We start from the raw sequence: 20,309 nt of genomic DNA, 5'->3' as shown, positions 1-20,309 counted from the left end.
CCACCTCAGGCATAGTGACGCGTCTCGCCGGGGCCTTCCGGCAGATTGCTGATGCAGCGCCCGCACAGGTCATCATGCCCGGCATGCTGGCCGACATCCGGGCGATGGTGCCAGCAGCGCTCGCACTTGTGATGCGCGCTGGCCGCCACGGCCACCCTGAGCCCCTCGAGTTCAGTGGCCTCGGCCGCGCTGCCCTCGCTCAACGGGGCCAGGTGCACCTCGCTGGTCAGCATCACGAAGCGCAGCTCCTCGCCCAGGCGGTTCAGCGTCTCGCGCAGCTCGTCATCCACGTAGAGCGTCACCTCGGCGGCCAGGTTGCCCTTGATGACCTTGGCATTGCGCGCGTCTTCCAGGCACTTGTTGACCGCCTGCTTGACGTTGAGCACACGCTCCCAGAAGTCGCGTCCCAGTTCGGCCTCGTCCTCCAGCACGCCCAGCTCGGTGTAGTACTCCTCGAGCAGCACGCTCGCGCCACCCGCTCCCGGGATGTTCTCGTGGATTTCCTCGGCGGTGAAGCTGAGAATCGGCGCTACCCAGCGTACCAGTGCCTGGATGACGTGATACAACGCCGTCTGGGCACTGCGCCGCGCCACGGAGTCCGCCTGGGTGGTGTACTGGCGATCCTTGATGACATCCAGGTAGAAGCCACCCAGCTCGCGGGCACAGAAGCCGTGGACCTCCTGATAGACATCCAGGAAGCGATACTCCTCGTAGGCCTCGGCGATGCGCGCCTGCTGCTGCGCGGCACGGTCGACCACCCAGCGGTCCAGCGCCAGCATGTCCTCGAAGGCCAGGGCATCCGTCGCCGGATCGAAGCCGTTGAGGTTGGCCAGCAGAAAGCGCGAGGTATTGCGGATGCGTCGATAGACATCGGCGGTGCGCTTGAGGATCTGATCGGAGACCGCCATCTCGCCGGAGTAATCCGTCGAGGCCACCCACAGGCGCAGGATGTCGGCACCATACTGGTTCATGACCTCATGCGGATCGACCACGTTGCCCTTCGACTTGGACTGCTTGTGGCCCTTCTCGTCGACGGTGAAACCATGGGTCAGCAGTTGCCGATACGGCGGATGGCCATCGATGGCCGAGCCGGTCAGCAGCGAGGAATGGAACCAGCCGCGGTGCTGGTCCGAGCCCTCGAGGTACAGATCGGCACGCGGCCCCTGCTCATGCCCCATGGGGTGAGAACCGCGCATCACGTGACGATGTGTGGTGCCGGAGTCGAACCACACGTCCAGGGTATCGGTGACCTTCTCGTAGTCGCCGGCCTCGTCGCCCAGCAGCTCGGCCGGGTCCAGGCGGAACCAGGCATCGATGCCCTCGGCCTCGACGCGCTGGGCGACCTCTTCCATGATCTCCACGGTACGTGGATGCAGCTCGCCGCTCTGCTCGTGCAGGAAGAAGGGAATCGGCACGCCCCAGTTACGCTGACGCGAGATGCACCAGTCGGGACGGTTGGCGATCATCGAGTGCAGGCGCGCCTTGCCCCAGGACGGGGTGAAGGCCGTCGCCTCGACACCGGCCAGGGCCCGGTCACGCAGGGTGCGACCATCATGACCGGTCAGGTCCATGCCCACGAACCACTGCGCCGTGGCGCGATAGATCACCGGCGTCTTGTGGCGCCAGCAATGCATGTAGCTGTGGGTGATCGGCTGATGCGCCAGTAGCGCCCCCGCTTCATCCAGCTGGGTGACGATCTGCGGGTTGGCCTTCCAGATCAACTGGCCGCCGAACAGCGGCAGGTCGTCCACATAGTGGCCATCGCCCTTGACGATGCTGATGAAGTCCTGGAACTCGATGCCGTAGCGACGGCAGGACTCGAAGTCATCCACGCCGTGCACCGGGGCCGAGTGGACGATGCCCGTGCTGCCTTCCTCGACGGTGACATAGTCGGCCAGGAACAGCGGCGAACGACGCGCGTAGAGCGGATGCGCGAAGGCGATCAGCTCCAGGTTCTGTCCCTGGGTGGTGGCCAGCACCTCGCCCTGCAGGCCGAAGCGCTCCAGGCAGCTCTCGACCAGTTCCTCGGCCAGCAGCAGCAGGCGCTCGCCGACGTCGACCAGCGCATAGGTGACCTCGGGGTGCACGTTCAGCGCCTGGTTGGCGGGGATGGTCCAGGGCGTGGTGGTCCAGATGACCACGGCGGCCGGCTTGGCCAGCCCGCCCAGCCCGAAGGCCGCCGCCAGCTTGTCGTCCTCGGCGCAGGGGAAGGCCACATCGATGGCATCGGACTGCTTGTCGGCGTACTCCACCTCGGCCTCGGCCAGCGCCGAGCCGCAGTCGAAGCACCAGTTGACCGGCTTGAGTCCCTTGAACACATAGCCGCCCTCGACCAGCGAGGCCAGGGCGCGGATCTCGCCGGCCTCGTTGGTAAAGTCCATGGTGCGATACGGCTTGGCCCAGTCGCCGATCACCCCCAGGCGGATGAAGCTGTCACGCTGTCCCTCGATCTGCTCGGCGGCATACTCGCGGCACAGCGCCCGCGCCTGATCCGGCGCCAGGTGCTTGCCGTGGGTGGTTTCCACCTTGTGCTCGATGGGCAGACCATGACAATCCCAGCCCGGCACGTAGGGGGCATCAAAGCCCGCCAGGTTGCGCGACTTGACGATGATGTCCTTGAGGATCTTGTTGAGCGCATGACCGATATGAATGCCGCCATTGGCATAGGGAGGGCCATCGTGCAGCACGAAGGGCTCGCGTCCGCGGCGTGCCTCGCGCAGACGATGATAGAGGTCCATGTCCTGCCACTGGGCCACCCGAGCCGGCTCGCGCTTGGGCAGCATGCCACGCATCGGGAAGTCGGTTTCGGGCAGATTCAGAGTGTGTTTGTAGTCGCTCATATCCTGGGGGTCAGCCGTCATCAGGGTCGGCGGGCGAGCCCGCCGAGGAATCGGAAAACACGGCCTCGCGCGCCAGCGGCGCCGATGCCAGAGGGAGAGAATCGGCGCTCGCCGTCTCGGCAAAGAAACGCCGCGCCCGCGCCTGATCGGCACGAATCTCGGCCTTGAGCGCTTCGAGGCCATCGAATTTCAGTTCACCACGCAGCTTGGCGCAGGGCGTCACCGTCAGCCGCTGGTCATACAGCTCGCCCTCGAAGTCGAAAAGATGCACCTCGAGCACCGGGCAGACGCTGCCCACCGTGGGACGCCAGCCGATATTCGCCACGCCATCGGCCGGGCGGCCGTCGGGCAGCTCGACCTTCACCGCATAGACGCCCTGCAGGGCCAGCGGCAACGGCGGCTGCGGCAGGTTGGCAGTGGGCACGCCGATGGTGCGGCCGAGCTGGCGGTCACGCACCACCCGGCCTGACAGCCGATACGGGCGTCCCAGCATGCTGGCGGCCTGCTGGAAGTTGCCACAGGCCAGCATGGTGCGTACCCGCGTGCTCGAGACCCGCTCGCCGTCCAGCAGGAAGGTCCGCGTATGCTCGACCTCGAAGCCGGATTCCGGCCCGACGGACTGCAGCAGCTCGAAATCGCCCCGGCGGTCGCAGCCGAAGCGAAAATCGTCGCCGACCACCAGATGGCGTACGCCCAGCCCCTGCACCAGCACGCGCTCGATGAACTCCCGGGCCGTCAGGCTGCGCAGGGCGTCGTTGAACGGCAGGCACAGCACCCGGTCGGCCCCCAGCTCGTCGAGCCGGCGCACCTTGTCACGCAATCGGGTCAGTCGCGGCGGCGCCTGGTCACCGGCGAAGAATTCCCGCGGCTGGGGCTCGAAGACCACCACCGTGACCGGCAGCGACAACGCCCTCGCGCGCTCGAGCAACTGCTCGAGAATCGCCTGATGGCCACGATGCACCCCATCGAAATTGCCGATGGTGGCCACGCAGCCACGATGTTCGTCGCGCAGATTGTGCAACCCTCGAATCACTTGCATAGGCGATGTTCGCGCAGAGTCTGCATTGGTGGAAAACGTCCTCGAGCCGCAACCCGGTCGCCCGGGTTGGCCGGCCTTGCGTAAAGGGGTCGATTATAACGGACCCGGCGCCCGCTGACAGCCGCGTTGATCCCGGGCCGGCCCTGCGTCTCGTCAGCTTTTCATGCGGAAATGGCGCAACCGCACGCCCGTGGCGGCCAACCAGGCGAAATACACCGCCGCACCACTGACCACCAGCAGGGCCATCCAGCCGGCACGCCACGGCAGCGACCAGGCCAGCCACTCACGCCACCCCGGCGCCAGCCAGGTCAGCAGCAGCCCCATAACCAGGCACCCCCCCAGCAACTGCACGGCATAGCGGCCCCATCCGGACTGAAAGACCATGATCCCGCGCCGGTACAACAGCGTGCCCAGCAGGCCGGCATTGACGAAGCCCGACAGCGCCGTGGCCAGTGCCAGGCCGGCATGCGCCAGCGGCCAGATCAGTATCAGGTTGAAGACCATGTTGGCGCCCATGGCGATCATGCCGATGGTCACCGGGGTCCTGGTATCCTGGCGGGCGAAGAAGCCCGGCGCCAGCACCTTGATCAGCATGAAGGCCACCAGCCCCACCGAGTAGGCGCGCAGGCTCATGGCCGCCATCTGGATGTCGTGATCGGTCATCGCCCCATAGTGGAAGAGCGTGATCAACAGCGGCTCGGCCAGCACCACCAGCGCCAGCGCCGCCGGCAGGCCGAGCAGCAGCACGGCGCGGATCGCCCAGTCGAGCATCTTCGCGAAATGCTCCGGCGACTGCTCGGCGTGCCGCTTGGACAGGGCCGGCAGGATCACCGTGCCGATCGCCACGCCGAACACCCCGAGCGGCAGCTCTACCAGGCGGTCGGAATAGTACAACCAGGAGACACTGCCGGCCGCCAGCAGCGAAGCCAGCACGGTATCCAGCAGCAGGTTGATCTGTGCCACCGAGACCCCGAACATCGCCGGCGCCATCAGCTTGAGAATGCGTCGCACACCCTCGTGGGCAAAGTCAGGCCAGGGTCTGGGCAGCAGGCGCAGGCGCGCCAGAAACGGCACCTGAAAGGCCAGCTGCGCCGCGCCGGCGATCATCACCCCCCAGGCCAGCGCCATGGCCGGCTCGCTGACCAGCGGCGTGAGCAGCATCGCCGCCCCCACCAGCGAGAGATTCAGCAGCACCGGCGTGAAGGCCGGCACGGCAAAACGCCCCCAGGTGTTGAGCACGCTCCCGGCGAAGGCCGTCAGCGAGATCAGCAGCAGATACGGGAAGGTCAGGCGCAGCATGTCGGCGGTCAGCGCCAGCTTTTCCGGGTCGCGGGCAAAGCCGGGAGCGAAGCCCCAGGCCAGCCAGGGCGCGGCCAGCATCGCCAGGGCCGTGATCAGCAGCAGCACCGCCGCCAGGCTACCGGCCACCGCATCCAGCAGCTCGCGCACCTCTTCCCGGGTGCGCTGGGTGGCATATTCCGACAGCACCGGCACGAAGGCCTGATTGAAGGCCCCCTCGGCGAACAGGCGACGCAGGAAGTTGGGCACCTTGAAGGCCACGAAGAAGGCATCCGCGCCCTGACCCGCGCCGAACAGGGTGGCGATGACCATGTCACGCACCAGCCCCATCACCCGCGAGAGCATGGTCATGCTGCTGACGACCATGCCGGAGCGCATCAGGCCGCCGCGGCGCGGCGCCACCTGCTGGGCGGCGTCCTCATCGGCGGCCGGCTCGGTCGCCGGCTGCGTCGGCTCGGTGGGCGGTTGGGGATCAGTCACGAAGCACTTCCTCGCCGGACCAGGCGTGATTTCGGGTCGGCCACACGGCGCTCAGCCACAAAAAAACCGGCCGCAGCCGGTTTTTCGATGAGGCGAGCACGAGAGGCTCGCGACGCCTCATGGGCATCCGGCGCTATTACGCGGCCAGGGCCTTGATGCGCTTGTTGAGGCGGCTCTTGATGCGAGCGGCCTTCTTCTTGGACAGCGCATCCTTGTCGGCGATGCGGTCGATCACCGGCTGGGCCTGCTTGAAGGCATCCATGGCCTGAGCGTGGTCGCCGCCCTTGATCGCCTTGATGACCTTCTTGACGTAGGTGCGAACCATGCTGCGCTGGCTGGCGTTATGGACACGACGTTCTTCCGCCTGACGGGCGCGCTTGCGGGCTTGCTTGCTGTTAGCCACTGACTGTCTCCTTGGAGAAAGTTGTCACCGCCGACTCGGGCGGTTGTAATAACATATTGATCCAACAGGGATAATAAAGCTCCCCGTAGGCCTGGCCATCTGGCCGATCACGCCGCTGGGCGCAATCGCTAACGGGCCGTGTCTGAGAGGATGGCGTATCCTATCATGCCGCGAACGAGCTTGCCAGCCTTGTCAAGTGCCGGCGCGACGACCTAGGCACTGCCTGAAAAATCGGCGAGCGAAGGCTAGACAAGGCGAAAATCTTTGAAAATGCGGAGTTTACAAGGAGTAAATGAGCAATTTGAGAAGATTTTCAACGCCGTATAGCCGAGCACAGGCAGTTTTCAGACAGTGCCTAGACAATGACCAGATTGTCGCGATGAATCAGCTCCGGCGACTCCATGTAACCGAGAATCGACTCGATCCGGTGGCTGGGCTGACCCAGCAGGCGGCCCACTTCACCGGCACCATAGTTGATCAGCCCCTTGGCGATACGCTGCCCCTGCTCATCCACGCAGACCACCATGTCGCCGCGCACGAAGTCGCCCGACACGCGCCGCACGCCCACCGGCAACAGGCTGGAGCCACGATCACGCAGCACCTTCACCGCCCCGTCGTCCAGGGTCAGGGTGCCTCGCACCTGCAGCTGGCCCGCCAGCCACCGCTTGCGCGCCGCCATCGGCGCCCGCTCGGGCAGCAGCAGGGTCCCCAGGCGCTCGCCGGCCAGCAGCCGCCCCAGCACATCGGGCTGACGCCCGCTGGCGATCACCGTGACTGCACCGGAACGCGCCGCTAGCCGCGCCGCCCGCACCTTGGTCGACATGCCGCCGCGCCCCAGGGCACCGCCGCCACCGGCCATCGCCGCCAGGCGCGGATCATCCGCCCGGCCCTCGGCAATCAGACCGGCATTCGGGTCATGACGTGGGTCGGCATCGTACAGCCCCTCCTGGTCGGTGAGGATCACCAACGCATCGGCCTCCAGCAGGTTGGCCACCAGGGCGCCCAGGGTATCGTTGTCGCCGAAACGGATCTCGTCGGTGACCACGGTGTCATTCTCGTTGACCACCGGCACCACCCCGAGCTCGACCAGGGTGCGCAGCGCCGAACGCGCATTCAGGTAGCGCTTGCGGTTGGACAGGTCATCATGGGTCAGCAGCACCTGGGCCGTGGTCAGACCATGGCGCCCGAAATGCCCTTCGTAACACTCGGTGAGGCCATTCTGGCCCACGGCCGCCGCCGCCTGCAGCGCATGCACCTCGGACGGCCGGGTCTGCCAGCCGAGGCGCACCATGCCCGCCGCCACGGCCCCGGAGGAGACCAGCACCACCTCGACGCCCTGGCGATGCAACTCGGCAATCTCGTCGACCCAGCGACCGATCGCCGGCTCATCAAGCCCCCGACCGTCGTTGGTCAACAAGGCACTGCCGATCTTCACCACGACACGCCGCATGCGCTTCAGCGCCTCGCGGTCAGGCACCTGTTCGAGATCGTTCATCGGCTCCTCGGCTTTCAAGATACGGGCTGCGGGCTACGAGTTCCGAGCTGCGAGGCGCGAGCATCAGGACCGAGCACAACCAGCCACTTCATCTGCCACATGCAGAAAATCGCCGAGCGCTGCAAAGCGCAAGGCGCACGGAGCGCAGAAAACGAGACATAACAAATAGTTAGGCGAGTTTTCTAGCACCGCGCAACGCCGCGATTTGCGCGCGCAGGCATTTCCTCAGGGTGCGTACTCGACTTCGACGTCGTACTCATCATCATCAAAGTCATCGTCGTCATCATCGGCCCGCTTGCGCTTGCGACCCAGCCGCGCCTCGGCACGCGCCACCGCCTCGTCTTCCATGCGGCGCTGCATGGCCTGCTCATGCTCGGCGGCTTCCTCGTCCTCGTTTTCCAGCTGGCGCTGCTCGGTCAGCCAGCGGTGCACGGCCTGCACCAGCACATCGGTGCCATCGCCGCTGATCGCCGAGACACGGAACACCGGCCCCTGCCAGTCGAGGCGGGCGACGATCTCGTCCGCCACCTTCTGACGCTCGTCTTCCGGCAGCAGGTCGAGCTTGTTGAGCACCAGCCAGCGCGGCCGCTCGGACAGCGTGGGCGAGAACTGGCCGAGCTCATGGGCGATGGACTGTGCCGATTCGACCGGGTCGCTCTCGTCGAAGGGCGCCACATCGACCACATGCAACAGCAGACGGGTACGCGTCAGATGCTTGAGGAAGCGCAGGCCGAGCCCGGCCCCATCCGAGGCCCCCTCGATCAGGCCCGGCACATCGGCCATCACGAAATGCTCATACTGGCCCAGCTTGACCACCCCGAGATTGGGCACCAGGGTCGTGAAGGGATAATTGGCGACCTTCGGCTTGGCCGCCGACACCGAGCGAATCAGCGTCGACTTGCCGGCATTGGGCATGCCCAGCAGGCCGACATCGGCCATCACCTTCATCTCGAAGCGCAGATTGCGCCGCTCGCCCTCGGTGCCCGGCGTGGTGCGCCGCGGCGCCCGGTTGGTGGACGACTTGAAATGAATGTTGCCCAGTCCGCGACGCCCGCCATGCGCCACCAGCACGACCTGACCGGCTTCGGTCACGTCGGCGATGACCTCGAGGGTATCTTCATCGATCACCGTGGTGCCCACCGGCACCTTGATGTGCAGGTCCTCGCCGGTGCGGCCGCTCATCTGCCGCCCCTGACCCTGCTGGCCGTTCTGGGCCTTGTAGAAGCGCTGATACTTGAAGTCGATAAGGGTGTTCAGCGCATCGTCCCCGATCAGATGGACACTGCCGCCATGGCCGCCATCGCCGCCATCCGGGCCACCCTTGGGCACGTACTTTTCACGGCGAAAGCTCAGGCAGCCATTGCCACCCTTGCCAGCCTCCACGATGACCGATGCTTCGTCGACGAACTGCATTACCTATTCTCCCGGCGACTCATGTCGCCATGATACAAGAAGGCCCCGCCATGGCGGGGCCTTCCTGCGAGGAGCCTGACCTGGTCAGGTGAGCATAGCGAAGTGCACGCAACACGAACACCTTCACCATCCAACGTCACCCGAACGGCGGCTCCCTAGAAGTCCGCGTCGCCTCAGGCAGAGACGATGCTCACGAACTTGCGGTTCTTCGGACCCTTGGTCTCGAACTTGACCTGACCCTCTTCCAGCGCGAACAGGGTGTGATCCTTGCCGATACCGACGCCTGCGCCGGCGTGGAACTTGGTGCCACGCTGACGGACGATGATGTTGCCCGGAACTGCTGCCTGGCCGCCAAAGAGCTTGACGCCAAGGCGCTTCGATTCGCTGTCGCGACCGTTACGGGTAGAACCCGCTGCCTTCTTGTGAGCCATTGCAAATACCTCGCTCGTTCAGGGGATGGGCCGCTTACGCGGAGATCCCGGTGATCTTGACTTCAGTGAACCACTGGCGGTGGCCCTTGCGCGTCATGCTGTGCTTGCGGCGACGGAACTTGATGATCTTGATCTTGTCACCACGGCCGTGGGACACGACCTCGGCGGAGACCTTGGCACCGTCGACGTTCGGCGCACCGACCGTGACGTCATCATCGTTGCCCACCAGCAGGACATCATCGAACTCGATGGTGTCGCCGGTCGGCACTTCCAGTTTCTCGAGCTTGAGCGTCTGGCCTTCCTGAACGCGGTACTGCTTGCCACCGCTCTTGATAACTGCGTACATGTCTCTCTCCAGGACTCATCAGGGGTTGGCTCTTCGTCGGCCTGCTTCGAGTGGCACCCCTCTTGGTACCATCTGACAGGGAGCGAGATGAGTGGGTCGCGGATTATAACGATGAAAGCCCGCGCCTTCAACTGCCATCAGCGCCGACCAGTCGACCCCGGATCGGCACGCTTGACGCCCCACAGGGGGGCCCATAGCATGGCACTCAACGGATCACGCCGCCTGCCAGCGCGGCTCGTCATCCCCCTCTCATCGCACTGCCACGATTATTGCCCCCATGCCAGCCACCACCGCGCCGACACAGCTCAGCACGCCCGACACGCCCATCCACGCGGTGGTCGCCCACGACTTCGACGCCGTCAACCACACCATCCAGACCCAGCTCGCCTCGCGCATCCCGCTGGTCGAGGCCATCGCCCAGTACATCGTCGACAGCGGCGGCAAGCGCATGCGCCCGTTGCTGGTGCTGCTGGCGGCGCGCGCCCTGGGCTATGACGGCGACAAGCACATCACCCTGGCCACCCTGATCGAGTTCATGCACACCTCCACGCTGCTGCATGACGACGTGGTCGATGAGTCACACCTGCGCCGCGGTCGCGCCACCGCCAACGACGCCTGGGGCAACGCGCCCTCGGTGCTGGTCGGCGACTTCCTCTACTCGCGCTCCTTCCAGATGATGGTCGGCGTCGGTTCCATGCGCATCATGGAAGTGCTCTCCGCCGCCACCTGCACCATCGCCGAGGGCGAGGTCCAGCAGCTGACCAATGTGGGCAACCCGGACGTCGACGAAGCCGCCTACTTCGAGACCATCCAGGGCAAGACCGCCATGCTCTTCGAGGCGGCCTCCCACTGCGGCGCCCTGATCGCCGACGCCACCCCCGAGCAGGAAGCCGCCCTGCAGGCCTACGGCCGCTACCTGGGGCTCGCCTTTCAGCTCGTCGACGACCTCCTCGACTACCGCGGCGACGCCACGGCCATGGGCAAGAACGTCGGCGACGACCTCGCCGAAGGCAAGCCCACCCTGCCGCTGATCCAGGCCATGGCCACCGGCACCCCCGAGCAGGCCAAGGTGATTCGCCAGGCGATCCGCCAGGGCGGCCTCGAGCGGCTCGACGAAGTGCTGAGCATCGTGCACGAGACCGGCGCCCTGGACTACACCCAGCGCCGCGCCGACGACATGGCCGACAAGGCCCTGGCCGAGCTCGACAAGCTGCCGCCCTCCGAGTACCGCGACCGCATGGCCATGCTCGCTCGCCAGGCCGTCGACCGCCAGACCTGACCCCCGCCGCAGGGGCACCACGGCGCAACAGGGGCTTGCACGCAGCCCCAAAAAACGTATAATACGCATCCGTTGTCGGCCGCAAAGCCAACAATCAAAAAGCATCGGAGTATAGCTCAGCTTGGTAGAGCGCTGCCTTCGGGAGGCAGAGGTCGTAGGTTCGAATCCTGCTACTCCGACCAGGAATTCCGTAAAAACGGCCACTTAGCTCAAACGAGCAGTGGCCGTTTTTCGTTGCGGCAGCCAGGCGACATCACCGCCCCCCTCGTCGCCCCCCTTGTCCATCAGCAGCGGCCGGCTTCTATTAGTCCGTATGGGGTGCCGAGTCACTACTGCGGGTAGGTACCGGGCACCAGGATGTCGCTGGTCACGTCCTGGATATCGCGCAGGCCGCAAAGGGCAAGGGTGGTGTCGAGTTCCTTGCGGATGATTTCGAGACATTCGTTGACGCCTTCTTCGCCCTTGGCGCCGAGCCCGTAGAGGTAGGCGCGGCCGATGTAGACGCCCCTGGCACCGAGGGCGATGGCCTTGAGCACGTCCTGGCCGGAGCGGATGCCGCCATCCATGTGCACCTCGACCCGATCGCCGACCGCGGCGACGATGCCCGGCAGGGCCTGGATCGAGGACAGCGCGCCATCGAGCTGGCGGCCGCCGTGGTTGGAGACGATGATGGCGTCGGCGCCGGCATCGACGGCCGACCGGGCGTCTTCCGGTTCCATGATGCCCTTGATGATCAACTTGCCGCCCCAGCGGTCCTTGATCCACTTGATATCGTCCCAGCTCAACGAGGTGTCGAACTGGGAGGCGGTCCAGGCCGCCAGCGATTCGAGGTTGGTCGCATCGTCCACATGCCCGGCGATGTTGCCGAAGGTGCGGCGCTTGGTGCGCAGCATGCCGAGCCCCCAGCGCCACTTGGTGGCCAGGTTGGCGATGGTCGGCAGTGTCGGTTTCGGCGGGACCGAGAGGCCGTTGATCACATCCTTGTGGCGCTGACCCATGATCTGCAGGTCGGCGGTCAGCACCAGCGCCGAGCAGCCCGCCGCCCTGGCGCGATCGATCAGCCGGGCGATGTAGTCCTTGTCCTTCATGACGTAGAGCTGGAACCAGATCGGGCGCGAGGTGTGGGCGGCCACGTCCTCGATGGAGCAGATGCTCATGGTCGAGAGCGTGTAGGGAATGCCGAAGCGCTCGGCGGCGCGGGCCGCGAGGATCTCGCCATCGGCATGCTGCATGCCGGCCAGCCCTGTCGGGGCTATGGCCACGGGCATGGCCAACGATTCGCCGAGCATGGTCGTGCCCAGCTGACGGTTCGACATGTCGACCATGACCTTCTGGCGAAAGCGAATCGCCGCCAGATCCGTTTCATTGGCGCGGTAGGTAGTCTCGGTCCAGGAACCCGAGTCGGCGTAGTCATAGAACATGCGGGGAACACGACGACGCGCCAGGCGCTGCAGGTCATCTACACAGGTGATGGTCATGCGCTATCAACTCCTTCCGTGTCAGGCAGCCACCCCTCGGGTCGTTCGCATCAGGGGCCACCGGGGCTCAGTATACCCTCGCCCATCGCGGTCGCGACAAGCCGACGTCACTCGTCATGGTTGATCTGCAGATTGGACTTCTTCGAGGCGCCGTTGCTGGCCTGCCAGGAGAGGCGGATGTCCAGCCGGTGGTAGTCGTCTTCCTTGCGTGCCGTGACCTTGAGGTGCAAAAGCCCTCTGGGTGCCAGGCGGATTTCGCCGTGGTCATCGGAGAAGGACAGCACGCCCTTGGCCAGCCCCTTGGTGATGGCCTTGAGGATGTCCTGGGCGCCCTTGATGCTCTGCAGGGATTCGTGCCGGAAGAGGTTCTTTTCGGTCTTCATGACGATGCAGCCTTTGACTTGGGGGACGACGCCCGGGAGGTGGCGGCGGCGAGCTCGTGTGCCGGGTCGAAGACCCTGGCATGCGGGTAATCATTGCTGATGCCGATCACCTGCCCCGCCGGGTGAATGATGGTGGCGCCCATGCCCGGGCCGCTCAGGCCTTCCTTGCGCCGTGAGTGGCGATCCAGGGTGATATCGCCATCGAGGTGCAGCATCCCGCAGCGCATCCGCCACTGCTGGCCGCGGGTGAGGTTGATGTGGCCATGCACCACGGCATGGATGCCCTGCTCATGCAGGCGCGCCATCCCGGGTTCGGTCAGGGGAAAGTCGACCGAGCGATACTTGGTGCGCAGGGTGTTGGCCAGGGCGCCGTAATAGAAGCCACAGGGGTCCTCGACCACGGCCCTGTCGAAACGCCGGTTGAGCCCCGCCACGCCCTCCGCGGCGATGATCCCGGCGACCTCGTCATCGAGGCCGGCATGCACGAACAGAAAAGCGCCTTCCCGATGGGCCAGGCACATGCGCTGGAAAAACCAGGCGAACTCGCCCTTGGGGTGCAGGAAGAGCTCGCGCAGCTTGAGAGCGGCCGCGTACACCTGACGCAGCGACAGGCCGGCCCTGTCGCAGGCGGCTTCGAAGTGGCCGACCTTCTTGCGCAGGCGGGCCAGTTCCTTGTCGATGGCACCTTGCGGCATGAAGCCCTCGGCCAGCGCCGGAAAGGTCGCGAACCAGGAGTCGCGGGGTAAGAGGCGGCGCCGACAGACCTTGCTCGAGGGGATCCCGGCAAGCGCTTCGGCACTGTCGTCCAGATACTCGGCATGGATCTCCTGCAGCAGGGGGATGACCTTGCGGCCCATGCGAACGAAGAGGTGTTCGGTGCGCGGCGAGCGTTGCCGCTCCAGCGCCATCAGGCCCATCAGCAGCCGCATGTCGTGGTTGCCGGCGAGCAGGGTGACCCGGGCGCCGCTGTCGATCAGTTGCTGCAGGCTGCGCAGCATGGCCAGGTTGCTGGGCCCCTTGTCGAGGCAGTCGCCGCCGATGATGAAGCGTCCCTTGCGGCCCGGCCTGGTCAGTGTGAAGTCGCCGAGCCCGGGACCGGTCTTGCTGACGCCACCGCTGGCCACCAGCGAGGCCTCGAAGGCTTCGGCGTCGGCATGCGGATCGGAGATAAAGAAGAGGCGACGCTTGGGCCAGCTCAAGACGTTGCCGGCCAGGGCCTGCTGTAGGCGACCCGGCGCGTCATCGGGCGTCCAGGCCTCCGCCCGGGTCGGCAGGGTACGCGACAGCCAGTCGGCCCCCTGGTAGCGCGGCAGATGCCGTGACAGCCGGCGCGTGGCAGCGGACGCTGCCTTCTTGCCGACCCTTGTGCCAGCCTTCTTGTCGACCTTGCGGTCAGCCTTGTGGTCGAGCTTCTTGCTGGCTTTGCCTTTCGCCATGCGCGGGCTCCGGAAAACGCGAAATAGGTCCAACCGAACAGCGTATTGCACCCGGATGACGAGGCCATGACAGTCACCCTGGGGGTGTGCGACTCAGTCGGCGTGAGCGTCGTCACGCTGGCGTACCTTCCAGTGGCCGGCGATGTGACGCCAGCGGCCATCCGCCAGGCGCTCCACCAGCACCGGGCTGGCGTGATGCATGCTCAGGCGGGGAATATCCTCGGCCGCCAGCACGCCGAGATGATAGGCGGCATGACGAAAGGCCGCGCCATGGCCGACGAACAGCTTGACGCTATCCATTGATGCCTCCTCGGCCAGGGCCTGCATGCGGGTCTCGAGGTGTCGGGCGACGCGTTCGCCGGCCGTCATCAGGGACTCGGCACCCGGCAGCGGCAGGCAGAAATGCGGATTCGATTTCCAGTCCTCCGGCAGCTCCCCGCAGCGCGGATCGGCGGCCACGACCCGGCGGATCTGTTCGGCGCTCAGATTGGCGGCCGTGCCCAGGCCGCGTTCGGCCAGTGCCATGAAGCTCTCGACCCGCAGGCCGGGAGACGCCGTGGCCAGGCCATCACGCAGGTAGCCGGCCGTCTGCCAGGCACGCAGCAGTGCTGAACTGTCCACCACCTCGACCAGCTGCCAGCCTTCCGCCTGGAGCAACTCGCCGAGCATGCGGCAGGCCGCAAGCGCCTGGCGCCGGCCGAGCTCGGTCAGCGGGAAGGGCTGGTGGGCGCTGGGCGTGTCCGGCAACTGCTGGTAGTCACCATGCCGGATCAGCCCCGCAATGGTGCGTGGCGACGTCATGCCGGCCCCTCGGCCTGCAGGCGTTCGATCAGCGAGCGCAGCTCGACCACCAGCGAGGGCTGTTCGAGGTGCTCGGTGGCCGCTTCGGCGGGCAGCCAGCGCCGCGTTCGCTGGGGCTCCTCGCGGTGCTGCTCGGGCAGCTGGTCATCGACGCGCATGGCGAACAGCGTCACCCCACAGCGGGCGCCCCACTTGGCATGCGGGTAATGGCCGGGCGTCACCTCGGCGATCTCGCCGCTGATGCCGGCTTCCTCGCGGGCCTCCTTGAGGGCCGATTGCGCCGCGCTCAGGCCGGGCTCGACGATGCCCTTGGGCAGGCTCCAGTGGCGATTGCTGCTGGAGCCGATCAACAGCACCTCGAGCTGGCCATCGCGCCAGCGAAACGGCAGCACGGCTGACTGGGTGTAGTAGTAGGCCGGCCGCGGACGCCGTTCGATGCCGTCGGGCGTGGTGAAGACGAAACCCTCGGGCAGGGTCTTGGCCCGCTGCACTTCCAGCAAGCGGGCGTTGCCGGCGGTCAGGGACGACCAGCTGCCCTCCAGCGCCAGCCGCACCAGGGTGGCGGTGGGCAGGCGCTTGCCGTCGTCGCCCTCGGGCAGCGGGTCGGGCAGCAGCCAGTCGGCGAACTCTTCCAGTGCCGGGTTGTGGCCTACCACCATCAGCCGCTCGACCGCGTCGCCACTGGCGGCAACCAGGCGCGCCAGTTCCTCCGCATCGGCCTCGTAGAGACTGGGCTCGAGTGTCACCTCGGCTACCGTGCAGCCCATGGCCTTGGCACACTTCTCGGCGGTGGCCCGCGCCCGCTCGGCCGGCGAACTGAGTATGCGCTGGGGCACAAGCTCATACTCGGCCAGCCAGTCGCCGATGCGCTGGGCACCGAGCTTGCCGCGCTTTTTCAGCGGACGCTGGAAATCACTGACGGGCTTCGACCAGTCGGACTTGCCGTGGCGCAGGAGGAGGAGTTCTCGGGTCATGCCGGGCGCTCCATCAAGGGCTTGAGATGATGTTCGACGAGGGCGGCAAAATCGACGCCACCCCTGACAGCGTAGACGGGTGTCGTCGCCAGCAGGTCCAGATAGGGCCTGGCATCGAGCGTCTCGCCATCGGCCTGAAAGTTGCCGTCCGGCGCCTGATAGAAGGGCCCCGGCGACTTCATGACGGCAGCCAGCAGCTCGGGGTGCTGCCGCGGGTCGATGCGCGTCATGGTCAGCGGGTGCGCCTCGTCGCGCTGCCAGTCGAGGATGACCAGGGCCCCCAGCGGCGCCCGCGAGACGCTGCGCTCCGGGCCGTAGATATCAGCCACGGGCACATCGTACTTCTCCTCCAGCGACCACAGCTCGGCGCTTGGCAGCGCTTGCAGGGCCGCCCGACGCGCCTCCGGCAACAGCTCCACCAGGCGGGGGTTGTGCAAGGCGGTGCCGGGGTTGATGCGCGGCTGCTTGGGCACACCTGCGGCCTGCAGGGTCTCGCCCCGGCGCTTGAGGAAGAGCCGGTCATTGGTCAGAAAGCGCGCCCCGGGGGTGTCCATGGCGTGCAGCATGGCGGTCGACTTGCCGCCGCCGGAGAAGCCGGCGATGGCCACCGCCCCGCCCGCGCCAACCAGCGCGGCGGCATGACAGACCTGCCAGCCACGCTGCTGAAGATGGTTCATGGTCTGGGCGAGGATGAAGTTGATCACCTGGTTGTCATGCGCCAGGCAGGGGCCGGCGGCCATGCGTTGATCGGCACTCTGCAAAAAGACCAGGCCGGTGCGCACCTTGCGCACCAATCGCCCGCCCGGCAGGTCATGATAGCTGTCCTTGCGCCCCTGCTTGCCGGGCTCCCGCGACCAGTCGATGAAGTCGACCGCCAGGGCCGGTGGCGCCCCCTCGATGATCTCGATGTCGAGACACTCCGGCGTTGCCTCGGCGGCGTCACACCGGCAGTGCGCGAAGTACTCGGCCAGGCACTCGAGCATGGCCGGCGAGTTGCTGCGCAGGCGCAGGCTGCAGTCACCCATGGCCAGCACCAGCGGCGCCTCGAGCAGGCGCGCCTCGCCACGCAGTATCTCGGCATATCGCGCCGGGCTGGCGTTGGCGACGCTCATAGCTGGCTCAGCACGTGGTCGAGGTAGGCGCCGGCGGCATCGATGCCCGCCCCCTCCAGGGCACCACGGAAGCCGCCGAAGGCCGAGACCTCGAAGACGATCGGGCCGTCGGGCGTCTCCGCCACGTCCACGGTGGTGAAGTCCAGTCCGAACGGCGCCTGGGCGCGGGTGGCCAGGTCGATGAGCGAGGCGTCCGGGGTAAAGGCCTCATAGCGCCCCCCGCTGTGGATGGTGGTGTTCCAGCTCGCGCCATCCTGTGGCACCCGCGCATAGGTGCCGAGGTAGCGACCGCCGACAAACACCATGCCCAGATCGCGACCGGGCAGCTCCACCCGGCGCTGCAGGTAGAGCATGGGATTGTCGCGCTGAAAGGCCGCCACTTCGGCCCGCAGCCTCTCCTCGGGCTGGTCCGCGGAGATCACGCCCATGCCGCGCGCCTTGGTCGAGAACAGCGGCTTGAACACCGCCTCGCCATAGCGCTGTACGGCGCGGCAGGCGCTATCGAGATCCTCGGTGACCAGCGTCTCGGGCATGGGGATGCCGGCCTGGTGCAGCGTCAGGGTGCCATCCAGGCGATTGATCAGGCCGCGCATCTTCTCGGGCCCGCTGAACACACGCACGCCACGCGCCTCGGCCATGCGCAGCAGCTCCAGGCGATCCAGCGTCGCCGGGCTGTACTCGGCGCTGATCTTCTTGACGATCAGCGCATCCAGCTCGCCGATGTCGCGGCCGTCATGCTCGAGACGGCCGCTGGCCAGGTCGAGGCTGACACGCTGCAGGTCGATCACCGCGCGAAAGCCGGTGCGCTGCTCGATGGCATCGGCCAGCACTTCCGTGGACCACTTGCCGGGGATACCCACCACACCGATCCTGGGGTTAGTCAACGAAAATCTCCTTCAGGGGCAGTCGGAAACGGTCCGCCTTGTCGAGGTCGGCCGTCAGGACCCGCTCGAGCAGATAGCGGGCACGCAGGAACATGGCATTGGCCAGTGACGGGTCGAGAATGAAACGCGTCGAGGTGGCGAAGGAACGCGCCAGCCCCAGCGCCAGCCGTAGCTCGAAGGTGGTGTCGCCCTGGCTGACGGCGTAGCGACGCGCCACGCGATAGAACTCCCGGGCCAGTCCCATGATGCGCTGACGCAGCGGGACATCGCGGATCTGCAGGCGGTAGTTGGAGACCATGAACACCGAGACATCCTGCACGTAATCCATGTAGCTGGAGCGATGCAGATCGATGAAGTTGATGCGTCGCTCCAGCGGGTCATAGATGATGTTGTCGACGTTGAAGTCGCCGTGAATATAGACCGAAAACGGCGCCGGCAAGGCGGCTTCCCGGCGCCTGGCACGCGCCACCAGGTCATCGAAGGCCAGCAGCTCGACCCCGCACAGCGAGGCGCCACTGTTCCTGAATTCCGGGTGAATCTTGTAGACCTCGTCGAGGCGCTTCTCGAGCTGCTGCATGTAGCCCGCCGCCACCGACTGGGCGGTCCAGGTCTCGCGCCATACCGACTTGAGAGTCCGGGTCAGGCGCTGGAGGGCGTCATCGAGCAGCTCGGGGGACTCATTGAGGAGGATGTTCTCGAAGGTCAGCCCCGGCAGATGCTCGATGAGCAGGGCCGCGGATTGTCCGCGTTTCCTGTAGGAGAGAATCTTCGGCGCCAGGCCCGGGTAGATCTCGTGCCAGCTCTCGACGCCCTGGCGCTCTTCCTTGACCTTGCGCTTCAGGCCGTCCTTGAAGACCGCCACATAGTCGTCGTCATCGCCGTTCGAGATGCCCGAGATACGACTGCCGGAACGCGTCTCGGCAATGGGCGCCAGGCTGAGGTCATCGCCCTCGCCTGCCGCCAGCTCCTCGACCAGCGACTGCAGGGAATAGTACCGCTCGAAGTTCACCGACTGGCCGAGGTTGGCCGAGATGATGACTTCACTGAGGTGGCGCAGCACGTCGCCCATCTGCTGGCTGATCTGGGCCACGAACAGCGCCCGGGTCAGGTCCTCGGTGTTGTTGTCGGGCTTCTTGAGAGCCGCCACGCCCTCGTCGATGCGCTTGCGGGCCCGCTTCTGCAGCTTCTCCTGCAGACGACCGACTTCCAGGGCACGCTGGGTGTCACTGTCGAGCAGGGCCGACTCGACCTGGCCGATGCCCGAGCGCACCAGCTCGATCATGGCGCCGAAGGCGGCCGGCGACAACGCCGACAGGTCGTCGACACCGCCGAGCTGACGAATACTGGCGCGGCCGAGCTCGGTCAGACGGTCGAGATCGGTGGCCACCATCTCCAGGCTGCGCAGGACGCGGCGCCGGGCCTCGCCGGTCTTCTTGCGCGACAGCAGGCGCACGCACTCGGCGTGAATGCGCATCTTGAGATTGCGCGCATAGCCATCGCGATCGGATACGCGCCGGGCAATGGCCGCGCTCGGCGCTTCCAGGAAGGCCTGCAGATTGGCCAGTTGCGAGTCGACCTCGACACACAGGAAACGCAGGTTGTCCTGCAGGCCTTCAGGAAGTCGCGAGGTCATGAAACTCGCCCATGTAGAGTGGCCCGCTCGGAGCAGCGGAAGAGATCCCGGCCGACAGCACCTCCGGCAACACCTCGCCCAGATAGGCCGGCGAGAAGCGACAGTCCGGCAGCGACGCCACCGGCAGCCAGGCGACACCGGTCTGGCGCTTGTCGGGGCTGGGGCCGTTGTGCGGCACATAGTCGGCCGCTACCCGGCAGCGGAACAGGAAGTCCACCTGGTGGCGTCGGGTGGCGGGTTCGCTCTGCTTGAGCTTGAAATAATCACCGACGCGCAGCAGCTCGGGGGCCAACACCTCGCAGCCGATTTCCTCGCGACATTCGCGCTGCAGGGCCGCGAGCAGGGTTTCACCGGTCTCCTGACCACCGCCAGGCAGGGCATGGAGGCCGCCCTGCTTGTGCAACAGCAGTAGATGTGAATCGCGCACAATCAACGCCCTGGCCGCATTGCGCACGCCGGGGATCAGCTCGGCCATACTCGGGTCACTCGAACTTCAGCGGGACCCACAGCATGCCACATTTCAGATGACATTTGCGTTAAGACCGGCAGCGGCCGGGAGGCGACAAGGGCGACAAGCCCAGCC

General features: G+C 66.3%; 18 protein-coding genes and 1 tRNA gene. 2 read left to right on the top strand and 17 right to left on the bottom strand.

Annotation, left to right across the window (positions count from 1 at the left end; all coding sequences use genetic code 11):
* Positions 1 to 5: 5 nt before the first annotated feature.
* The 8 genes from ileS to rplU all read right to left on the bottom strand — a co-directional run bounded on the left by ileS (position 6) and on the right by rplU (position 9,746).
* Positions 6 to 2,840 (bottom strand): isoleucine--tRNA ligase, encoded by a 2,835-nt coding sequence (gene ileS / locus QWY79_RS07750; RefSeq protein ID WP_290271542.1) that lies wholly within the window; start codon positions 2,838 to 2,840, stop codon positions 6 to 8.
* A gap of 10 nt (positions 2,841 to 2,850) precedes the next feature.
* Entirely contained in the window at positions 2,851 to 3,879 is a 1,029-nt protein-coding gene (gene ribF, locus QWY79_RS07745) for a bifunctional riboflavin kinase/FAD synthetase (protein ID WP_141320699.1), read from the bottom strand.
* A 153-nt stretch (positions 3,880 to 4,032) separates the two neighbouring features.
* Positions 4,033 to 5,556, bottom strand: a complete 1,524-nt coding sequence (murJ, locus tag QWY79_RS07740) for a murein biosynthesis integral membrane protein MurJ (RefSeq protein WP_290271568.1) — start codon at positions 5,554 to 5,556, stop codon at positions 4,033 to 4,035.
* Positions 5,557 to 5,794: 238 nt separating this feature from the next.
* A complete protein-coding gene (gene rpsT / locus QWY79_RS07735; protein WP_141320701.1) occupies positions 5,795 to 6,061 on the bottom strand; it encodes a 30S ribosomal protein S20 in 267 nt (88 codons plus the stop codon).
* A 355-nt stretch (positions 6,062 to 6,416) separates the two neighbouring features.
* Positions 6,417 to 7,556, bottom strand: coding sequence for a glutamate 5-kinase (gene proB / locus QWY79_RS07730; protein WP_290271539.1), 1,140 nt, complete (start codon positions 7,554 to 7,556; stop codon positions 6,417 to 6,419).
* Positions 7,557 to 7,781: 225 nt separating this feature from the next.
* On the bottom strand, positions 7,782 to 8,969 hold the full coding sequence (gene cgtA, locus QWY79_RS07725; protein ID WP_290271537.1) for an Obg family GTPase CgtA: 1,188 nt from the start codon (positions 8,967 to 8,969) through the stop codon (positions 7,782 to 7,784).
* Positions 8,970 to 9,142: 173 nt separating this feature from the next.
* The gene (rpmA, locus tag QWY79_RS07720; protein WP_141320707.1) at positions 9,143 to 9,400 is read right to left on the bottom strand and encodes a 50S ribosomal protein L27; all 258 of its coding nucleotides are present in this window, start codon (positions 9,398 to 9,400) and stop codon (positions 9,143 to 9,145) included.
* 34 nt (positions 9,401 to 9,434) lie between these two features.
* Positions 9,435 to 9,746, bottom strand: coding sequence for a 50S ribosomal protein L21 (rplU, locus tag QWY79_RS07715; protein WP_141320709.1), 312 nt, complete (start codon positions 9,744 to 9,746; stop codon positions 9,435 to 9,437).
* 277 nt (positions 9,747 to 10,023) lie between these two features.
* Here rplU and ispB point away from each other — a divergent pair, with 277 nt between their 5' ends.
* Together ispB and QWY79_RS07705 are read left to right on the top strand one after the other, a co-directional pair.
* Positions 10,024 to 11,025, top strand: a complete 1,002-nt coding sequence (ispB, locus tag QWY79_RS07710; protein WP_141320710.1) for an octaprenyl diphosphate synthase — start codon at positions 10,024 to 10,026, stop codon at positions 11,023 to 11,025.
* Positions 11,026 to 11,130: 105 nt separating this feature from the next.
* Positions 11,131 to 11,207, top strand: a tRNA-Pro gene (locus QWY79_RS07705).
* 147 nt (positions 11,208 to 11,354) lie between these two features.
* Here the strand turns inward: QWY79_RS07705 and QWY79_RS07700 are convergent.
* From QWY79_RS07700 to QWY79_RS07660, 9 genes are all read right to left on the bottom strand, one after another.
* Positions 11,355 to 12,503, bottom strand: a complete 1,149-nt coding sequence (locus tag QWY79_RS07700) for an alpha-hydroxy acid oxidase (protein WP_290271531.1) — start codon at positions 12,501 to 12,503, stop codon at positions 11,355 to 11,357.
* Positions 12,504 to 12,610: 107 nt separating this feature from the next.
* Positions 12,611 to 12,886: an amphi-Trp domain-containing protein gene (locus QWY79_RS07695; protein WP_290271529.1), complete on the bottom strand. Its 276-nt coding sequence runs from the start codon at positions 12,884 to 12,886 to the stop codon at positions 12,611 to 12,613.
* Entirely contained in the window at positions 12,883 to 14,322 is a 1,440-nt protein-coding gene (locus tag QWY79_RS07690) for a metallophosphoesterase family protein (RefSeq protein ID WP_290271527.1), read from the bottom strand. Before QWY79_RS07690 ends, QWY79_RS07695 begins: the two co-directional genes overlap by 4 nt.
* Before the next feature lie 93 nt (positions 14,323 to 14,415).
* Complete coding sequence (locus QWY79_RS07685; RefSeq protein WP_290271525.1) at positions 14,416 to 15,123, bottom strand: histidine phosphatase family protein; 708 nt, start codon at positions 15,121 to 15,123, stop codon at positions 14,416 to 14,418.
* Positions 15,120 to 16,097, bottom strand: coding sequence for a histidine phosphatase family protein (locus QWY79_RS07680; protein WP_290271524.1), 978 nt, complete (start codon positions 16,095 to 16,097; stop codon positions 15,120 to 15,122). The genes QWY79_RS07685 and QWY79_RS07680 overlap by 4 nt, the downstream gene beginning before the upstream one ends.
* The gene (locus tag QWY79_RS07675) at positions 16,094 to 17,209 is read right to left on the bottom strand and encodes an HprK-related kinase B (protein ID WP_290271522.1); all 1,116 of its coding nucleotides are present in this window, start codon (positions 17,207 to 17,209) and stop codon (positions 16,094 to 16,096) included. Before QWY79_RS07675 ends, QWY79_RS07680 begins: the two co-directional genes overlap by 4 nt.
* Entirely contained in the window at positions 17,206 to 18,093 is an 888-nt protein-coding gene (locus QWY79_RS07670) for a GAK system ATP-grasp enzyme (RefSeq protein ID WP_290271520.1), read from the bottom strand. The genes QWY79_RS07675 and QWY79_RS07670 overlap by 4 nt, the downstream gene beginning before the upstream one ends.
* Positions 18,086 to 19,726, bottom strand: a complete 1,641-nt coding sequence (locus QWY79_RS07665; RefSeq protein WP_290271518.1) for a phosphotransferase — start codon at positions 19,724 to 19,726, stop codon at positions 18,086 to 18,088. Before QWY79_RS07665 ends, QWY79_RS07670 begins: the two co-directional genes overlap by 8 nt.
* Positions 19,707 to 20,201, bottom strand: a complete 495-nt coding sequence (locus tag QWY79_RS07660; protein WP_290271516.1) for an NUDIX domain-containing protein — start codon at positions 20,199 to 20,201, stop codon at positions 19,707 to 19,709. The genes QWY79_RS07665 and QWY79_RS07660 overlap by 20 nt, the downstream gene beginning before the upstream one ends.
* Between the last annotated feature and the right edge of the window lie 108 nt (positions 20,202 to 20,309).

The organism is Halomonas sabkhae (genome assembly GCF_030409265.1).
In the GTDB taxonomy this organism is placed as follows: Bacteria; Pseudomonadota; Gammaproteobacteria; order Pseudomonadales; family Halomonadaceae; genus Halomonas; species Halomonas halmophila.
The sequence above is the reverse complement of the archived record's forward strand: the minus strand, read 5'-3'. Positions and strand labels throughout refer to the sequence as shown.